Annotated in this window: 19 protein-coding genes; 12 read left to right on the top strand and 7 right to left on the bottom strand. The window is 55.4% G+C overall.

Annotation, left to right across the window (positions count from 1 at the left end; genetic code table 11):
• The first annotated feature begins 66 nt into the window (after positions 1 to 66).
• The 12 genes from J6J34_RS04880 to J6J34_RS04935 all read left to right on the top strand — a co-directional run bounded on the left by J6J34_RS04880 (position 67) and on the right by J6J34_RS04935 (position 10757).
• Positions 67 to 192 carry a hypothetical protein gene (locus J6J34_RS04880; protein ID WP_301719995.1) on the top strand — a complete coding sequence of 42 codons (126 nt, stop codon included), beginning with the start codon at positions 67 to 69 and terminating at the stop codon, positions 190 to 192.
• A gap of 43 nt (positions 193 to 235) precedes the next feature.
• Positions 236 to 634, top strand: a complete 399-nt coding sequence (locus J6J34_RS04885) for a response regulator (protein ID WP_301719996.1) — start codon at positions 236 to 238, stop codon at positions 632 to 634.
• Positions 631 to 1155, top strand: a complete 525-nt coding sequence (locus J6J34_RS04890) for an adenine phosphoribosyltransferase (RefSeq protein ID WP_301773756.1) — start codon at positions 631 to 633, stop codon at positions 1153 to 1155. Before J6J34_RS04885 ends, J6J34_RS04890 begins: the two co-directional genes overlap by 4 nt.
• A gap of 82 nt (positions 1156 to 1237) precedes the next feature.
• Complete coding sequence (gene dnaX / locus J6J34_RS04895; RefSeq protein ID WP_301898575.1) at positions 1238 to 3073, top strand: DNA polymerase III subunit gamma/tau; 1836 nt, start codon at positions 1238 to 1240, stop codon at positions 3071 to 3073.
• A gap of 23 nt (positions 3074 to 3096) precedes the next feature.
• Positions 3097 to 3426, top strand: coding sequence for a YbaB/EbfC family nucleoid-associated protein (locus J6J34_RS04900; RefSeq protein ID WP_126761366.1), 330 nt, complete (start codon positions 3097 to 3099; stop codon positions 3424 to 3426).
• 12 nt (positions 3427 to 3438) lie between these two features.
• Positions 3439 to 4053, top strand: coding sequence for a recombination mediator RecR (gene recR / locus J6J34_RS04905; protein ID WP_301834326.1), 615 nt, complete (start codon positions 3439 to 3441; stop codon positions 4051 to 4053).
• Positions 4054 to 4124: 71 nt separating this feature from the next.
• Positions 4125 to 6020, top strand: coding sequence for a molecular chaperone HtpG (htpG, locus tag J6J34_RS04910; protein WP_301773759.1), 1896 nt, complete (start codon positions 4125 to 4127; stop codon positions 6018 to 6020).
• A 136-nt stretch (positions 6021 to 6156) separates the two neighbouring features.
• On the top strand, positions 6157 to 6801 hold the full coding sequence (gene adk / locus J6J34_RS04915; protein WP_301720001.1) for an adenylate kinase: 645 nt from the start codon (positions 6157 to 6159) through the stop codon (positions 6799 to 6801).
• Positions 6802 to 6894: 93 nt separating this feature from the next.
• A complete protein-coding gene (locus J6J34_RS04920; RefSeq protein ID WP_301720002.1) occupies positions 6895 to 7299 on the top strand; it encodes an MAPEG family protein in 405 nt (134 codons plus the stop codon).
• Complete coding sequence (locus tag J6J34_RS04925; RefSeq protein WP_301898576.1) at positions 7296 to 8108, top strand: alpha/beta fold hydrolase; 813 nt, start codon at positions 7296 to 7298, stop codon at positions 8106 to 8108. The genes J6J34_RS04920 and J6J34_RS04925 overlap by 4 nt, the downstream gene beginning before the upstream one ends.
• Positions 8101 to 9324: an aminotransferase class V-fold PLP-dependent enzyme gene (locus J6J34_RS04930; protein WP_301720004.1), complete on the top strand. Its 1224-nt coding sequence runs from the start codon at positions 8101 to 8103 to the stop codon at positions 9322 to 9324. Before J6J34_RS04925 ends, J6J34_RS04930 begins: the two co-directional genes overlap by 8 nt.
• Before the next feature lie 20 nt (positions 9325 to 9344).
• Positions 9345 to 10757, top strand: a complete 1413-nt coding sequence (locus tag J6J34_RS04935; RefSeq protein WP_301720005.1) for an MATE family efflux transporter — start codon at positions 9345 to 9347, stop codon at positions 10755 to 10757.
• Here the strand turns inward: J6J34_RS04935 and hisIE are convergent.
• From hisIE to hisD, 7 genes are read right to left on the bottom strand one after another with little or no spacing between them, the layout of a single operon-like run.
• Positions 10717 to 11334 carry a bifunctional phosphoribosyl-AMP cyclohydrolase/phosphoribosyl-ATP diphosphatase HisIE gene (hisIE, locus tag J6J34_RS04940; RefSeq protein WP_301834323.1) on the bottom strand — a complete coding sequence of 206 codons (618 nt, stop codon included), beginning with the start codon at positions 11332 to 11334 and terminating at the stop codon, positions 10717 to 10719. The genes J6J34_RS04935 and hisIE overlap by 41 nt on opposite strands.
• 9 nt (positions 11335 to 11343) lie before the next feature.
• Positions 11344 to 12132 (bottom strand): imidazole glycerol phosphate synthase subunit HisF, encoded by a 789-nt coding sequence (gene hisF, locus J6J34_RS04945; protein ID WP_301898577.1) that lies wholly within the window; start codon positions 12130 to 12132, stop codon positions 11344 to 11346.
• Positions 12114 to 12851, bottom strand: a complete 738-nt coding sequence (hisA, locus tag J6J34_RS04950; protein ID WP_301898578.1) for a 1-(5-phosphoribosyl)-5-[(5-phosphoribosylamino)methylideneamino]imidazole-4-carboxamide isomerase — start codon at positions 12849 to 12851, stop codon at positions 12114 to 12116. The genes hisF and hisA overlap by 19 nt, the downstream gene beginning before the upstream one ends.
• Entirely contained in the window at positions 12832 to 13455 is a 624-nt protein-coding gene (gene hisH, locus J6J34_RS04955) for an imidazole glycerol phosphate synthase subunit HisH (RefSeq protein WP_301898579.1), read from the bottom strand. The genes hisA and hisH overlap by 20 nt, the downstream gene beginning before the upstream one ends.
• Complete coding sequence (gene hisB, locus J6J34_RS04960) at positions 13452 to 14528, bottom strand: bifunctional histidinol-phosphatase/imidazoleglycerol-phosphate dehydratase HisB (protein ID WP_301720010.1); 1077 nt, start codon at positions 14526 to 14528, stop codon at positions 13452 to 13454. The genes hisH and hisB overlap by 4 nt, the downstream gene beginning before the upstream one ends.
• Positions 14525 to 15619: a histidinol-phosphate transaminase gene (gene hisC / locus J6J34_RS04965; protein WP_301898580.1), complete on the bottom strand. Its 1095-nt coding sequence runs from the start codon at positions 15617 to 15619 to the stop codon at positions 14525 to 14527. Before hisC ends, hisB begins: the two co-directional genes overlap by 4 nt.
• A complete protein-coding gene (hisD, locus tag J6J34_RS04970) occupies positions 15616 to 16941 on the bottom strand; it encodes a histidinol dehydrogenase (protein WP_301898581.1) in 1326 nt (441 codons plus the stop codon). The genes hisC and hisD overlap by 4 nt, the downstream gene beginning before the upstream one ends.
• Between the last annotated feature and the right edge of the window lie 3 nt (positions 16942 to 16944).

Consider the following 16944-nt stretch of genomic DNA (forward strand, 5'->3'; position numbering starts at 1 on the left):
GCACCGCAAAATTCTTGCTGTAGCGACGCAATCAATTGTGGCTACCAAAGTAAAGAGGTAATCAAAATGGCAAATGATCAAAATTTCCGTGACCCATCAGGCCCGCTATTGGGTTGGATTGCAGTTGTGTTAGTTGTCGCTATGCCCCTATTACCGGCTATTCTGCAGTGGTTTAAGCACTTCAGCGCATAACGATTCGGTAAATCCCGAGAGACGTCAAACCAAAAGGCAAACTATGTCAACCAAGCTATTGCTGGTGGAGGACAACCCTTCCACGCGAGCGAGCCTTCTTGAGATTCTTGCAGCAACCCCGTTTGTGGTGAGCTGTGCAACGGATGGACTGGACGGCCTGAACCAGGCGAAAGCAACGTCATTTGATGTGATCCTGGTTGATCATAAAATGCCGCTGATGGATGGTTTAACGTTACTGCGCAACTTACGAGGCATGCGCGCTTACCAGCAAACCCCGCTGATCCTGATGTCGACCCAAGATGTCAAACACATCGAGGAAAGCGGTCGTCGGGCAGGTGCGAATCTGAGTCTGGCAAAGCCAATCGCGGCTGACCGTTTGCTCGAGTTGTTGGCGGACCTGTGGCAGACCATGCAAATTCCGAAGCAATCTGCGGCCTCATGAAACCGTTAATTACCCAGCACATTCGTGCCATCCACGACTACCCGAAAGCGGGTATCGTGTTCCGCGATATTACGCCGTTGCTGGCTGATGGGCCGGCATTTCAGCAAACCATAGATCACCTGGTTGAGCGTTATCGCGGGGCAGGTATCACCAAAGTAGTGGGAATCGAAGCACGCGGGTTCATTTTCGCGACCGCTTTAGCCTATGCTCTGGGCATCGGCTTTGTCCCTTTGCGTAAGCCCGGCAAACTTCCCGGCAAAACCCTGCAACAAAAGTATCAGCTCGAGTACGGCGATGATGCCCTGGAACTGCACGCGGATGCTTTAACCGCCACGGATAAAGTGCTTATTATTGATGATTTGCTGGCCACGGGCGGCACAGTACTCGCAGGGGTAGCGCTGGTTGAACAAGCCGCCGCGCAACTGCATGAGTGCGCATTCATTATCACTTTAAACGACTTACCAGGCGTTCAGCGTCTTAACGATGCAGCGATTCCTTACTATACCCTGTGCGAATTTTGAGGTAACGTAAGGACATTCTCTTGTCAGTCATTGGCAGTGATTAGCGTCGTTCAACTTAGCGTACTTCAACAAGGAAGCTAGCATGAGTTATCAGGTGCTCGCCCGTAAATGGCGACCGCATAAATTCGCAGAAGTAGTGGGTCAGCAACACGTGCTGAAGCCCGTGATGAATGCGTTGCAATCAGGTCGGTTACATCATGCCTGGTTACTTACCGGAACTCGAGGCGTGGGCAAAACCACGATTGCCCGCATCCTGGCAAAAAGTCTGAATTGCGAAAATGGCGTGACTGCTGAACCCTGCGGCACCTGTGCTGCCTGTGTTGCCATCGACGAGGGACGATTTGTTGATCTGCTTGAGATTGACGCCGCCTCGCGCACCAAAGTTGAAGACACGCGAGAGCTGCTGGATAACGTTCAGTACCGTCCGACTCAGGGACGTTATAAAGTCTACCTGATTGATGAAGTCCATATGTTATCGCGGCACAGCTTTAATGCGCTGCTAAAAACTCTGGAAGAGCCCCCCGAACACGTCAAATTTTTACTGGCGACCACGGATCCGCAGAAACTGCCGATCACGGTATTATCCCGCTGCCTGCAGTTTAACCTCAAGGCGTTGGATCGACAGGAAATCGCCAGTCATCTGGCCTATGTCCTGCAACAAGAAGCTATCCCGTTTGAAGAAGCCGCGCTGACTGCCATTGCGCGCGCTGCCCGGGGCAGTATGCGTGATGCTTTAAGCCTTACCGATCAAGCGATTGCACAAAGCGAACAGCAAGTGACCATGGCCGGTGTACAGCAAATGCTGGGTGCAGTACCGAGCTTTGAACTGGCCCGGCTGTTAGAGCAGGTCTTGGCAGGCAAGGGCGGAGACGTCCTGACCACCCTGGCCCGGGTTGCCGGGCAGGTGCCGGACTTGAGCAATCTACTGGCCGAATTACAGAATTTTGTGCATCAGCTGGCGTTGTTTCAGGCGGTGCCCGAAACTGCCGAGACCCTTGGGCTGAGCACTGAAGATCAGCATCTGGCCCAGCATCTGCCGGCTGAGCTGTTGCAAGTTTACTATGACATTCTGGTGCAGGGCCGTCGCGATCTGGACTATGCAGCGGATGTTCGCAGCGGTGTGGAGATGACCTTATTAAGGTTGATGGCATTCAGGCCACAGAAGCTTTCTATCGTGGAACGCTCAGCGGACGAAGTCACTCAGGTGGAAACGCATTCCTCAGCGCGTCAGGCTGCAACGGACGAAGCCAGTACCCCCTTGCCTGAATCACGACTGAGCGCAGCGCCAGAGCCAGCCCCGATGCCAGAGCCGGCGCCGATGCCAGAACCGGCACCAATGCCAGAGCCGGCCCCGATGCCAGAGCCAGCACCAGCGCCTGAACCGGAACCTATGCCGGAGCCCGAGCCAGAGCAAACTCCGCAGCCGCAAACAACGTCACAGAAGACAACTGAAGCGGCGGATGGTTTGGCAGCACTGTTGGAAACCCGCGAGCTATTGCAGCAAAAAAAAAATCCTGAAATCCTAGCGGGCGTTCGCAGTGCCGCCGAGATTGATCGTTGGGCGGCACTCATTGATACTGTCGAGCTGGAAGGTCTGGCGCGACAACTGGCACGCAATAGTGTGCTGGAGCACACCGCAGAAGGTTACATTATGCAGGTGCGCGAGGCGTGGCAGCATTTACTGAGCGACGGTGCATGTGAAGCAATCCGTACCGCCTTAAAAGAGGGCCTGGATTTAGATCTGCAGGATATTGTGCTGGCCACCACGGAACAGGCGACGCCATTTGAAATCCAACAGCAGATCGATGCTGAGCGCTTAGCTCAGGCAAAACAAAGTTTAGCTGCAGACCCGCTGGTGCAGGGGTTACAGCAACAATTTGGTGCTGAGTTGCAAGACGACTCAGTGAAACCACTTTAACGAACAAATAGTAGAGGTAAGTTATGTTTAAAGGTGGAATGGGAAATATGATGAAGCAGGCGCAACAGATGCAGGAGCGCATGCAACAAGCCCAGGAAGAAATCGCTAATCTGGAAGTGACCGGTGAAGCAGGTGCAGGTATGGTCAAAGTCACCATGCTGGGTAACCATAACGTGCGCCGCGTGCACGTTGACCCAAGTTTGTTAGAAGACGACGATCAGGAAATGCTGGAAGATCTGATCGCCGCGGCTATCAACGACGCCGTGCGTCGGGTAGAGCAGACGACCAAAGAACGCATGGCAGAAGTCACGGGCGGCATGAACTTGCCACCAGGCATGAAACTCCCTTTCTAAAGGCTGTTAGCGATGCGGTTAAGTCCGGCGATTACTGAATTGATGCGTGCTTTACGTACCTTGCCCGGGGTGGGCCCAAAGTCCGCCCAACGCATGGCGTTCCAGATCCTGGAGCGGCAACGCGATGCCGGCCTGCAGCTGTCTAAGGCATTGGCGGAAGCGATTGAGCGGGTCGGTCATTGCAGTGTCTGCCGGACCTTAACGGAAAGCGAGATCTGTGAGCTTTGTGCCAATCAGAATCGGCGCGAAGCTGGCCTGCTGTGTATTGTAGAGACGCCGGCAGATGTTCTGGCCATTGAACAAACGGGCCAGTATCAGGGCTGTTATTTTGTCTTGATGGGACATTTGTCGCCGCTCGATGGTATCGGGCCGGAAGACATTGGCCTGGACACCCTGGCCGAGCGGCTGGCTCAGGAGCCCATCTCGGAAATCATTTTAGCTACCAATCCGACCATTGAAGGTGAGGCCACAGCGCATTACATTGCGGAGTTGGCACGCCAGCATTCTATCAATACCTCACGTATCGCCCACGGCGTTCCTGTCGGTGGCGAGCTTGAATACGTTGACCAGGCGACCCTTGGTCATGCCTTCAGCGGCCGTAAACGTATCGACTTTGATCTGTTTTAACTCTTGAATTAAGTAATTACGTCCCCATCTCTGCTCTAGTGTTCATCAACAATAGTGCAGGAGATTCCACTATGGCGGAGACCCGTCAAGCCGAAACCCATGGGTTTCAGACTGAAGTGAAGCAATTGCTTCATTTGATGATTCATTCGCTTTATTCCAACAAGGAAATCTTTTTACGCGAACTGGTATCGAATGCGTCTGACGCGGCCGATAAGTTGCGTTTTAAGGCGTTAAGCGACAGTAAACTGATTGCCGACGATGCCGAGTTGCGTGTCCGCGTCAGTGTCGATAAAGACGCAGGCACCATCACTATCAGTGATAACGGTGTCGGCATGACCCGCGAAGAAGTGATGAGTAACCTGGGCACCATCGCCAAATCAGGCACCTCAGAATTTTTCAGCCAGCTTTCTGGTGACGACGCCAAGGACAGCCGTTTAATCGGACAGTTCGGCGTTGGCTTCTATTCTGCCTTTATCGTTGCCGACAGTGTTACCGTGCGCACCCGCGCCGCCGGCACTGACAGCAGTGAAGGGGTGGAATGGACCTCAAAAGGCGAGGGCGAGTTCGACCTGCGCGACATTGAGAAAGCGCAACGTGGTACCGATATCATTTTACACGTCCGCGACGACGCCCAGGATTTCCTTGACGAGTCGCGCTTACGCGGCATCATTACCAAGTACTCGGACCATCTGAGTATACCGGTGCAGATGCCAGAGCGTGATGACGACGGTAAGACCACTGAATGGCAAGCCGTCAACTCTGGCCAGGCGCTGTGGACCCGCGAGAAGAGCGAGATCAGCGACGAAGAGTATCAGGAATTTTATAAGACCATTGCCCATGACTTCGAGGACCCATTGCTGTGGAGCCATAACAAAGTCGAAGGTACGCAGGAGTACACCAGCTTGTTGTACATCCCGAAACGCGCGCCCTGGGACCTATGGAACCGGGAACAGCAACACGGGATCAAGCTTTACGTGAAACGCGTCTTCATCATGGACGACGCCCAGCAGCTCATGCCAACCTATCTGCGTTTTGTGCGCGGTTTGATGGACTCCAATGATCTGCCACTGAATGTTTCCCGGGAAATTTTACAGGACAACAAGATCACCCGCGCGATGCGTAGCGGCAGCACCAAGAAAGTGCTCGGCATGCTAAGTAAGCTGGCCAAGGACGATCCTGAAGCCTATCAGGGCTTCTGGAATACCTTCGGCAGCGTACTTAAAGAAGGTCCTGCGGAAGACCACGCGAACCAGGAGAAAATCGCTGGTCTGTTACGTTTTGCCTCGACTCAAGAAGACAAGCCAGAAGCCACCTTCAGTCTGGATGACTACATCGGACGCATGTCTGAGCAGCAGGACAAGATTTATTACATTGTGGCCGACAGCTATGAAGCCGCACGTGATAATCCTGCGCTGGAGATCTTCCGCAAGAAAGGCATTGAAGTGCTGTTGTTGTCTGAGCGTATCGATGAGTGGCTGATGAGCCATCTGAGCGAGTACAAAGAGCATGCCTTCCAAAGCGTCACCCGTGGTGACCTGGATCTTGGTGATCTGGAAGACGAGGAAGCTAAGCAGCAACAGGAAGAGCTGGAGAAAACCTTCGAAGAGCAAGTGAAGCGGTTTGCAACAGCTTTGGGTGAGAAGGTGAAGAGTGTGCGCGTCACCCACCGCCTGACCAGTTCGCCAGCCTGTATCGTGACCGATGATAACGACATGAGCACTCAGATGGCGAAGCTGATGGAAGCTGCCGGGCAACCGGTTCCGGAAACCAAGTACATTTTCGAGGTCAACCCTGAACATGCACTGGTGCAACGGGTCACTGCCGTTGAAGATGAAGCCAGATTCGCCGAGTGGGCGCAACTGCTACTGGATCAGGCGACCCTGGCTGAACGGGGCAGCCTGAAAGATCCGGCGCAATTTGTGACCCGTCTGAACCGGCTGATGATGGAGCTGACCGACGCCTCTTAACGAAGATGGGGTTGGTGACGACAAATCCGGGCAGTACCGACGAAAGTCGGCATTGCTCGGACTTGTAAAGCTCGTCTCTAGGCGGTAAAGTTCGACCTAAATCGAATGCAAACCAAAAACTAGGAAGAGGTTGTAAATGCGCATTATCCTTTTAGGCGCGCCAGGCGCAGGGAAAGGTACCCAGGCGCAGTTCATCATGAAGACGTTTGGGATCCCGCAGATCTCAACCGGAGATATGTTACGAGCTGCAATCAAAGCCGGTACCGAATTAGGGCAACAAGCGAAAGCGGTAATGGATGACGGCAAGCTGGTGTCCGACGATATCATGATTGGTCTTGTCAAAGAGCGCATTGCGCAACCCGACTGCCAGAATGGCTTCCTGTTGGACGGTTTTCCACGGACCATTCCACAAGCTGATGCTATGCAAGAAGCCGGTATCGACGTGGATGTGGTACTTGAGTTCGCCGTACCTGACGATGTGATTGTCGATCGCATGAGCGGTCGCCGTGTGCATCCGGGTTCGGGCCGGGTTTATCACGTGCAGCACAATCCGCCGAAGACTGAAGGTAAAGACGACGTGACCGGCGAAGACCTCATCATCCGTGACGATGACAAGGAAGAAACCGTGCGTAAGCGTCTGGCAATTTATCATGAACAAACTGAGCCATTGGTTGCGTATTATCGTAAACTAGCCGAGCAAGGCCAGACCGTGTTCCATAAAGTCGATGGAACCCGTAATGTTGAAACGATCAGTAAAGAACTTGGTGAACTGTTGGGCTAAGCCCGCAGCAAAGCGTTGCGCCAAGTTTTCGTTGTTCGACAGAAGCCCACCTTGCGTGGGCTTTTTTTATAAATAATAACAAGGAGAATACCCATGACAGTCGAACTACCTATTAGCATGCTGTACGCCGGGTTACTGGCGTTACTTTATTTTGTGCTGGCGGCACTTGTGATCCGTCTGCGCTGGCGCGATCGGGTCGGGATTGGCACTGGTGAGTCCAAAGATCTTGAAGTTGCGGTGCGCATTCACGGTAACTTCGCCGAGTACGTACCTTTTCTGCTGTTACTCTTAGTACTGATGGAATTAAGCGGTGCCAGCGGCATGCTGCTGCATACCGTAGGTGGTCTGTTGTTTGTCGCCCGGGTTTGCCACGCCATTGGTCTGCGAATGAGCATTGGACCATCTTGGGCGCGCACTGTGGGTGTTCTGGGTACCTTTATTGTACTGCTGGTACAAGCCGGCTACATGCTCGGCTACGCCATGGGTATGCTGGCATGACCGACGCATTACCTGCCGGCATCCATGTCAGCGGCGACGCCGCCGGGCCTGCTGTGGTATTGCTGCACAGTTCGCAAAGCAATACCGGCCAGTGGCGAGACCTGATAAAACGCTTACAAGCAGATTACCATCTGATTGGTATCGATCTGCTCGGCTACGGCAAAGCACCGGCGCCAGAGGTCGACGCGACCGAAGCGTTTCGCTTTACCGACGAGGTCCCGCGCATAGTGGCGGCGGTGGAGCAACTGACCCAAGGTCAGCCGGTGATTTTGGTAGGGCACTCTTATGGAGCTGCGGTGGCGCTTAAACTGGCGCTGGAGAACCTGCTGCCGGTGCGTGCCCTGGCGCTGTTTGAACCGGTCGCTTTTCATGTGCTGGATGCCAATGATCCGGCACGTCAGGAAGTTGAAGCCATCGCCAACCAAATGGATCAGGAGGATAAATGGGCAGCGACCCAGGCCTTTGTTGACTACTGGAACGTACCGGGTTACTTCGCGGCTTTACCTGAAAAGTTGCAGCAGCAAATGGCCAGTCAGGCCGACAAAGTCGCGATGGATTTCGCCGCACTGATGGGCGAGCCTCATAAACTGGTGGATTATCGGCGGGTCGAAGTGCCGGTGTTGTTACTGACAGGTGCGCGTACCCAGGCCAGTGCCAGACGTGTCGCAGAGCAACTGCAACAGGTACTGCCTCAGGTTGAAGTTGAGCAGCTTGCATGCGGCCACATGGGACCACTGACGCACCCGCAACTGGTGAATCCCTTACTGGTGAACTTCCTGCAGCAGGTAACGGAGCCAAGTGGTGCCTGAAGCACGCGCAACAGGCTATCAACCGCCACGCGATGCCTTCGGGTTATGGCAGGAGCAGCCGGAGCTGGTTTATCTGGATAGTGCAGCAAGCTGTCAGGTTCCTGAACCTGTGCTGCAACGTTATTTGCAGTATTACCGCCGCCAGCATGCCAATGTGCATCGTGGTGGCTACCCGCTGGCACAGCAGGCGACGCAGTTGCTGGAGCAGTCACGCGAGCGCTTAGCGCACTGGATCGGGACCGACGCTGAGCACCTGGTATTTACCGCAGGCGCAACGCACAGTCTGAATTTGTTAGCCACAGGCCTTACCATCGACTGGCAGGCCGGCGATGAGATTGTGGTCAGCCGGGCCGAGCATCACGCCAACTTTTTGCCCTGGCAGCGGCTGGCGGAGCGCCATCAGCTGAAGCTGCGCTGGCTCGATCTCGATCCGCTCACGGGCGGCTTACCCGCGACCTGGCCTGAGCTTATCGGTCCGCGCTGTAAGCTGTTGGCTGTGACCATGGCCAGTAATGTCACCGGCCAGATCTTCCCGGTGGCGGAGCTGTGTCGACAGGCCGCGGCACAGGGTGCGGTCAGTATTATCGACGCGGCCCAGGCGGTGAGCTCAGTAACTTTGGATGTGGCGGCGCTGCAGTGTGACGCGCTGACTTTTTCTGCGCACAAAATGTATGGCGTTACCGGCTGCGGCGTCTTGTACCTCTCGGATCGCTTACAGCAACAGTTGCAGCCGGCTTTGCTGGGCGGTGGTATGGTGGCGCAGGTCAGCGAAGCGCAAAGTCAGTGGTTAACCGGCGTGCATAAATACGAAGCAGGCACGCCCAATACCGCGGCAATTGTGGCTTGTGCCGAAGCCGCCGAATGGCTGACAGAACAACGCCAAAAAGGGCTTAGTGATTACCTGGATGGGCTGACCCGGTGGCTTGTTGATGAATTAGGTCAACGTAGCTGGATTCAGTTGTTGCCGCGCCAGGCGCCCGCATTACCGGTGCTCAGTTTTTTCAGCCCTGAAGTACACGCCTATGACCTTGCCAGTTTTCTGGCAGAGCAGGGCATTGCGGTGCGTGCTGGTAGTCATTGTGCGCAACCTTTATTGCAACATTGGCAGCATGAAGCGGTAGTCAGAGTGTCTTTAGCAGCCTATACTACGCGCGCCGATTGTGAGCGTCTGCTCGCTGCCCTGGATCAAGCCTATCAGCTCTTTGCTGACGCCTAACTAAACGAAGAGAAGATGTCATGCCCCGTGCAGCCGACCACTGGTGGACTGAGTCCAAGAAACTCGCCAAGTTAACTGGGCCGATTCTGATCGCGCAGCTGACTCAAATGCTCATGAGCGTAGTCGATACCGTCATGGCCGGGCGTGTCAGTGCTGTCGATCTTGCCGCGGTATCCGTGGGCGGCAGTATCTGGTTACCCTCAACACTGCTGGTATTCGGCCTGGCATTGGCATTGGCCCCTATTATTTCGCACTTCGACGGCGCCAAGAAACAACAAAAAATAGCCAACATGGTTCAGCAGGGCTTCTATGCGGCACTGATTGGCAGCTTGCTTTGTGTGGCAGTGATTTTGTCGGCGCCATTGATCCTGAATGCCATGAATGTCGAAGACGCCTTCCGCGTGATCACCCTGGATTACCTGTTTTATTTGCTTTGGGCTATTCCCGCCCTGGTGATTTACATGGTGCTGCGCAATTTTTGCGAGGGTTTGTCGCACACCATGCCCTCGCTGGTGATTGGGGTATTGGGCTTGCTGGTCAATATCCCGGCCAACTATATCCTGATCTACGGTAAATTTGGTGCGCCGGCTCTGGGCGGTGCAGGCTGTGGTGTGGCGACGGCAATCGTCTTATGGGTGATGGCGCTGGGATTGCTGGTGTACGTGCTCTGTGCCAAGCGCTTCAAAGCCTTGCGATTATTCAGCCAGTGGCACCGGCCCGACTGGGATGACGTCTGGTACATTATTCGTCTGGGTTTTCCTATCGCCACATCAATGTTTTTCGAGGTCAGCCTGTTTGCTGCTGCCGCGCTGGTAATTGCGCCACTTGGAGCCACTGTGGTGGCCGGGCATCAGATTGCGCTGAACATATCCTCGCTGGTGTATATGGTGCCGCTGAGTTTGTCCATGGCGGTCACGTTGCGGGTGGGTTTTGCCCTGGGGGCAGGAAATCCGTCCAATGCCATGTTAAGTCATAAGCTTGCCACCTTGTACGGAATGACCTTTGCCGGCGTGAATGGTTTGATTATGTATTTAGGCGGCGCCTGGCTGGCCAGTCTATACACCAGTGATCAGGCGGTCATTCAGCTGGCGGCAACGCTGATGGGGCTGGCGGCTATTTTTACCCTGTCGGATACTTTCCAGGCCATTGCCATGGGCACCTTGCGTGGCTACAAAGACACCAAAGTGGTGATGTTTATTACCTTCCTGTCGTACTGGCCACTGGGTCTGACGGTGGGGATCTTACTGTCGCTGACCGATGTTATTGTGCCAGCTTTAGGCGCTGCCGGTATGTGGATTGGTTTTATTGTCGGTTTGAGCTGTGCGGCAGTACTGCTGACCTGGCGTCTGCGCGTAGTGAGCCGTCGCTACGCGCACACACACCAGGTACAGATTAACGCCGACGCTGATGCAGAATCGTCAGCACATCATTAAGCTCAAGGTCTTTGCTGCGCAGCAGCACCAGCAGATGGTAGAGCAAGTCAGCGCTTTCATTGAGTAGCTCTTCGCGATCGTCGGCAACTGCAGCCAGTGCTGTTTCAACGCCTTCTTCACCTACTTTCTGCGCCGCACGTTTGCTGCCTTCCGCCAAGAGCCGTTCGGTGTAGCTGCTGCCCTCGGGGTTAGCGGAACGGCTCTGGACAATGCGCATTAGCTGATTTAACAGAGGTTGCTCACTGAAGTCAGTCGCGCTGAAACAGCTCTCTGTGCCCAGATGACAGGTCGGTCCCTGGGGCAGGGCAAGGGCCAGCAAGCTGTCCTGATCGCAGTCTGTGTGCAGGCTTACCAGTTGCAGGTGATGGCCTGAACTTTCGCCTTTGCACCACAAGCGCTGCTTGCTGCGACTAAAAAAGGTCACCCGCTGCTCGTCCAGGGTAGCTTGCACCGCCTCAGCATTCATATAGCCCTGCATCAGTACTGTGCCGGTCAGCGCGTGTTGGACGATGGCAGGCACCAGCCCTTGCTGTTTATCAAAATCTATCTGCTGTTGATTGCTTTCATCAATACGCATGAAGCTTTCCTATTGTGTTTGTTCCAGCGGCCGGATGGCAATTCCGGCATCTATCAAGGCTTGTTTTAATTCTGCAATCACCACGGTGTTCTTATGGAACACAGAAGCAGCGAGTGCACCATCGACCTCGGCAGCGGTGAAAACATCGGTGAAATGCTCAATACAACCGGCACCACCTGAGGCAATCAAGGGCACCGGGCAGAGCGCGCGCATCTGTTTAAGTTGTTTAATATCATACCCCTGACGCACACCGTCCTGATTCATACAATTCAGTACCACCTCACCGGCGCCACGGGAGACCACCTCCTGCAGCCACTCAGCAGTTTGCCAGCGGGTTTGCTGACTCTTACTTTCATCGCCGGTAAATTGATACACCAGATAGCGATCGGTTTCAGCATCATAGAAACTGTCGATACCGATGACAATGCACTGCTGGCCGAATTCGTCGACCAGCGTGTTGATAAGGTCCGGATTGCGCAGCGCCGGTGAATTGATGGAGATTTTGTCCGCGCCCATCGCCAGTAGCTCACGCGCCTGCTCGATGGAACTAATTCCGCCGGCGACGGTGAAAGGAATATCAATCTGGCGGGCGATCCGCTCGACCCAGGATTTGTCGACCACCCGCGCGTCCGAAGACGCGGTAATATCGTAAAAGACCAGCTCATCAGCACCGGCAGCCGCATAACGCGCGGCTAAAGGCTCGATAGCGCCGATGATTTCATGGTTGCGAAACTGCACACCTTTGACCACCTCGCCATCACGTACATCCAGGCAGGGGATTATGCGTTTTGCCAGCATGCCAACGCCTCCTCTAGAGTGAACTGTCCGGTCAGCAAAGCTTTACCGAGGATGGCGCTGTCGCAGTTGATCGCCCGTAACTGACGCAGATCCTCTAATTTGGCGGCGCCACCGGAGGCCTGAATCACCAACTCCGGGTACTGCGTTTTCAGCTGCTGATAAAGCTCGGTATTGTAACCGCCTAACATGCCGTCACGAGAGATATCCGTGCAGAGCACGTGGCGCAGTCCTGCAGGTAAAAAGCGTTCAATGACCTGTTGCAGGGTCAGCTCAGAGGTCTGTTGCCAGCCATGAGTGGCGACAAACGCCTGACCATCTTCGGCAATACTGACATCCAGTGACAACACGATAGCGTCGCTGCCATAATCATCGAACCAGCTCGACACCAGTTGCGGGTTTTGCACTGCCAGGGAGCCAATCACTGCCCGTTGCACCCCGCACTGGAACAGCTCGTCAAGATCTGCCTGCTGACGGATGCCACCGCCGACCTGTAGCGCCATTGGCAAGGCTTCAGCCAGCCGCTGCAAGGTGGCGATCTGGCGCTTGGCGGGGTCACGCGCACCGTCCAGGTCGACCACATGCAACCACTCGGCGCCCGCTGCCGCGTAAGCTTGCGCGAGCGGTAACGGATCACTGGCAAAAGTTGTCTGGCGCTCAAAGTCACCCTGCTGCAAGCGAACCACTTCGCCGTTAATCAAATCAAGTGCGGGAATCAGCATCAGTTAACTCCATAAAATTTTTCAAAATGGTCGCGCCTACCTTGCCCGAACGCTCGGGGTGGAATTGCGCGCCAAAGAAATTGCCGTGGCCGATCATCGAGGCGAATCTGGTGTTGCCGTACTGGGTCGTGGCCAGCGTATAAGCATCAGTGGCAACAGCAAAGCTGTGCACAAAGTAGCAGTAGGCCGAGCTATCCAGACCTTTAAGCAGCGGGTTGTCAGTACTTGCGACAACAGTGTTCCAGCCCATATGTGGCAGCGGAAACTGCGCAGATTCCTGGCCCTGCTGCATCGCCTTGGTACGGGTTGGGATCACGCCCAGGCAGTCGACGTTGCCCTCAGCTGAGGACTCCGTCAACAACTGCATTCCCAGACAGATGCCCAGCACTGGCTGCTGCAACTGACGAAGGGTGTCGACAAGGCCAAGCTGATGCAGATTGCGCATCGCTGCTTTGGCCGTGCCAACCCCAGGGAGAATGACGCGATCAGCGCTGCGAATCACACTCGCATCGGCACTGATCACTGGATTTACGCCTAAGCGCTCAAAGGCAAACTTGACCGAAGACAAGTTCGCGCACGATGTATCGACAATCACTAAACTCATGCCAGCATCCCTTTGCTTGATGGCAAGGCACCATCACTGGTGCGCTGCACCGCCTGGCGCAGGGCGCGACCAAACACTTTAAAGAGACTCTCGACCTGGTGGTGACAGTTACCTTCAGTGGTACTCAGGTGCAACGAAATGGCCATGGCATCGCTGAGTGAACGGTAAAAGTGTCCCACCATCTCGGTTGCCATGCCACCGACATCGGCACGGCTGAATTCGGCTTGCAGTTGCAGGTACGGGCGACCGGAGAGGTCAATCAGACATTCAGCCCGGCATTCGTCCATGGGCAAGGCAAAGCCAAAGCGCGCGATGCCGCGTTTATCGCCCAAAGCTTGCCGCAGCGCCTGTCCTAATGCCAGCGCGGTATCTTCTACGGTGTGGTGCTCATCGATGTGCAGATCGCCTTTAACCTGAGCACGCAGGGAGATACCGGCATGGGTGGCAATTTGTTCCAGCATGTGGTCAAAAAAGCCAATACCGGTGGCAATTTCAATCGGTGCCTGGGCGTCCAGATCAACCGCGATAGAAATCTCAGTTTCTTTAGTGACACGGCGAACACTGGCCGTGCGCGGACGGTCCAGCAGCTGGTGCTGGATGGCCGCCCAGTTAAGGCTGTCGCGATCGTAACGCAAGCCCCGGATGCCCATATTCTCGGCCAGTTGCAGGTCGGTCTCGCGATCGCCGATCACATAGGACTCGGCAAAATTAATCCGGCCTTGTTGCAGATAGTCTTTCACCAGTCCCAGATTCGGCTTACGGCAGCTGCAGTTGTCTTCGGCAAAGTGCGGGCAAATCAGCACATCATCAAAGCGTACGCCCTGAGAAGAGAAGATTGCCATCATCAGGTCGTGTGGGGCATCAAAATCGGCCTGAGGGAAACTGTCGCTGCCGAGACCGTCCTGATTGGACACCATCACCAACCGGTAGCCAGCGTTTTGCAAGGCCAGTAGCGCAGGGATCACCTGCGGTTCAAATTCGAGTTTGGCTATGCTGTCGAGTTGTTTGTCGACCGGGGGTTCCTGCACCAGGGTGCCGTCACGGTCGATAAAAAGTAGTTTTTGCTGGCTCATTGTGGCAGAACCTCCAGTAATTGATTCATTTCTTCTTCGCTACCGATACTGATACGAACGCATTCGCCCAGTCCGCGTTGGCTCGACTGATTGCGGATGAGCACGCCCTGTGCCTGACAGTGTGCGACCAAAGCCTGCGCGTCGGCAACGGAAATTAAGACAAAATTGGTCACCGTGGGCCAGATACGTTGCGCCCAACTGCGGCTGCGCAGATCGTCAAGCAGCCGTTGACGCTGTACTTTAATGTCCGCCAGCTGCGCTTGCATCGCATTGAGGCCGGTCGCGCTTAGCGCCTGCTCGGCGCCGGCAATCGTTGGTGCCGGCAACGGGTAAGGGGCAATGACTTTACGCAGCACCTCAATCAAGGCTGGCTGGCCGATGGCAAAACCGCAGCGCAGAGCAGCCAGACCAAAGGCTTTAGAAAGGGTACGCAGGATCACCAGCTGCGGATAATCGGCCAACCAGGTTGCGCAGTCGCGCTGGCTTGAGCCCGGATCGACAAACTCGATATAGGCCTGATCCAGCACCACCAGGGCACGGTCGCCAACACCATCGAGCAATTCACGCAGCGCCGCTGCATCCACTTCGTTGCCCAGCGGATTAGACGGGCTGCAGACAAAAATAAGTTTTACCGGCGCGGCGGATTGATCGTTCAGACGGGCCAACATGGCCGCGACATCCAGTTGCAGATCGCCACTGGCAGCTTGTTGCAGTGGGCAATCGACCACAGCGGCACCGTGGGTCGCGGCACTGATAGCATACATACCGTAGGTGGGTGTGGTGATCATGACCGCGTCACTGACTGGCTCGCAAAAACTGCGGATCAGCAGCTCGATGGCTTCATCGCTGCCGCGGCAACTTAACACCTGCTCGCGGGACACCCCGGCGTAACTTGCGTAAGCCTGATTCAGCGCGTCACTTTGAAAACTCGGATAGCGATGCCACTGTTCCTGCTCAGGAAAGGCCGGTGTTGCTGGCGCTTCGTTGGCGTTTAGCCAGACGGAGCCGCCGGACATGCTGCGGCGGGCCGACTGGTAAGGAGTAATAGCGGCCAGGTGCGGGCGCTGTAACGCGGCAATAAAGTCGCTCATGAGGACTCCTCCAGACGCACAGTGACGGCACGCGCGTGGGCATCTAAGCCTTCAGTTTGCGCCAGTTCAACAATGGCACTTGCCAGTCCTGCCAGCCCTGCACGGGTAGCTTTTTGACTGGTGTAGCGGCGGTAGAAATCAAGCAAACCGAGACTACTGGCGGTGCTGGCAAAACCATACGTCGGTAACACGTGGTTGGTACCGGTGGCATAGTCACCGCCGGACTCTGGCGTATAAGGCCCGATAAACAGCGAACCGACGTGGGTAAGACGTTCTGCCAGTTCTTCAGCCGCGGCGGTTTGTACCGACAAGTGCTCAGGCGCGTAGCTTTGGCTAATGGCAACCGCTTGATCCAGATCGGCAACTTCAACCAAGGCACTATTGGCCAATGCCTGGCGCGCCGTGGTGGCACGTGAAAGCTGCTGCAGCTGCGTCTCCAGCTGCTCGCGAACGGCAGCAATGAGCGCAGCACTGTCGCTCAGCAGCACCACTTGCGAATCCGCGCCGTGTTCAGCCTGGGATAACAGATCCGCGGCGACATAGGCCGGGTTTGCCTGGTCATCAGCGATCACCAGTAACTCAGAAGGGCCTGCCGGCATATCAATGGCCGCGCCTGATGGGTCCTGTGAGACCGCCTGCTTTGCGGCGGTGACAAAACTGTTGCCAGGGCCAAAAATCTTATTCACTTTGCCGATCGACTCAGTGCCATAGGCGAGGGCAGCAATCGCCTGCGCGCCACCACAGCGATAAATTTCAGTAATGCCGCAGCACTGCGCGGCGTAAAGCAGCGCCGGGGCCAACTCACCATCAGCATCGGGTGGGCTGACCAAGACCACGCGCGGACATTCTGCCAGCTGCGCTGGTACTCCCAGCATTAAGGCCGTGGAGGGCAATACCGCAGTGCCTCCGGGCACATAGAGTCCGACCGCTGCCATTGGCGCGTAACGCAGTTCACACTCGATACCGGGGGCGGTTTCAATTTTAATGCCTTGCGGGCGTTGCGCTTCGTGAAATTTACGAATAGTGCCATAAGCAGTATCAATCGCTGCCTTAGTGGCAACCGGCAGCTTGGCCAGTTGCCGGGCAATGGCTGCGGCTGGATAGCGCAGCTCTGTCAGGCTCTCGCAATCAAATTGTCGGGTGTAACGCAGCACTGCCGCATCGCCCTCGGTGCGCACGGCAGCAAGAATCGCATTGACCGTTGCCGTTAATTCGGTCGAGACCCGCTGGGTCGGACGCTGCAACAGGTCTTTTTGATCCTCGCTTGAGAGCTGCGACCAGCAAAACTGGCGGGTGCTTAAATCAAGACGTGCATCGGCCATGTC

Source organism: Pseudidiomarina terrestris (genome assembly GCF_030466405.1).
Lineage (GTDB): Bacteria > Pseudomonadota > Gammaproteobacteria > Enterobacterales > Alteromonadaceae > Pseudidiomarina > Pseudidiomarina terrestris.

Bases quoted from the DNA above. Each gene is read 5' to 3' on its own strand.
- J6J34_RS04880 (WP_301719995.1), top strand. From the start codon at position 67: ATGGCAAATGATCAAAATTTCCGTGACCCATCAGGCCCGCTATTGGGT.
- J6J34_RS04885 (WP_301719996.1), top strand. From the start codon at position 236: ATGTCAACCAAGCTATTGCTGGTGGAGGACAACCCTTCCACGCGAGCG.
- J6J34_RS04890 (WP_301773756.1), top strand. From the start codon at position 631: ATGAAACCGTTAATTACCCAGCACATTCGTGCCATCCACGACTACCCG.
- dnaX (WP_301898575.1), top strand. From the start codon at position 1,238: ATGAGTTATCAGGTGCTCGCCCGTAAATGGCGACCGCATAAATTCGCA.
- J6J34_RS04900 (WP_126761366.1), top strand. From the start codon at position 3,097: ATGTTTAAAGGTGGAATGGGAAATATGATGAAGCAGGCGCAACAGATG.
- recR (WP_301834326.1), top strand. From the start codon at position 3,439: ATGCGGTTAAGTCCGGCGATTACTGAATTGATGCGTGCTTTACGTACC.
- htpG (WP_301773759.1), top strand. From the start codon at position 4,125: ATGGCGGAGACCCGTCAAGCCGAAACCCATGGGTTTCAGACTGAAGTG.
- adk (WP_301720001.1), top strand. From the start codon at position 6,157: ATGCGCATTATCCTTTTAGGCGCGCCAGGCGCAGGGAAAGGTACCCAG.
- J6J34_RS04920 (WP_301720002.1), top strand. From the start codon at position 6,895: ATGACAGTCGAACTACCTATTAGCATGCTGTACGCCGGGTTACTGGCG.
- J6J34_RS04925 (WP_301898576.1), top strand. From the start codon at position 7,296: ATGACCGACGCATTACCTGCCGGCATCCATGTCAGCGGCGACGCCGCC.
- J6J34_RS04935 (WP_301720005.1), top strand. From the start codon at position 9,345: ATGCCCCGTGCAGCCGACCACTGGTGGACTGAGTCCAAGAAACTCGCC.
- hisIE (WP_301834323.1), bottom strand. From the start codon at position 11,334: ATGCGTATTGATGAAAGCAATCAACAGCAGATAGATTTTGATAAACAG.
- hisF (WP_301898577.1), bottom strand. From the start codon at position 12,132: ATGCTGGCAAAACGCATAATCCCCTGCCTGGATGTACGTGATGGCGAG.
- hisA (WP_301898578.1), bottom strand. From the start codon at position 12,851: ATGCTGATTCCCGCACTTGATTTGATTAACGGCGAAGTGGTTCGCTTG.
- hisH (WP_301898579.1), bottom strand. From the start codon at position 13,455: ATGAGTTTAGTGATTGTCGATACATCGTGCGCGAACTTGTCTTCGGTC.
- hisB (WP_301720010.1), bottom strand. From the start codon at position 14,528: ATGAGCCAGCAAAAACTACTTTTTATCGACCGTGACGGCACCCTGGTG.
- hisC (WP_301898580.1), bottom strand. From the start codon at position 15,619: ATGAGCGACTTTATTGCCGCGTTACAGCGCCCGCACCTGGCCGCTATT.
- hisD (WP_301898581.1), bottom strand. From the start codon at position 16,941: ATGGCCGATGCACGTCTTGATTTAAGCACCCGCCAGTTTTGCTGGTCG.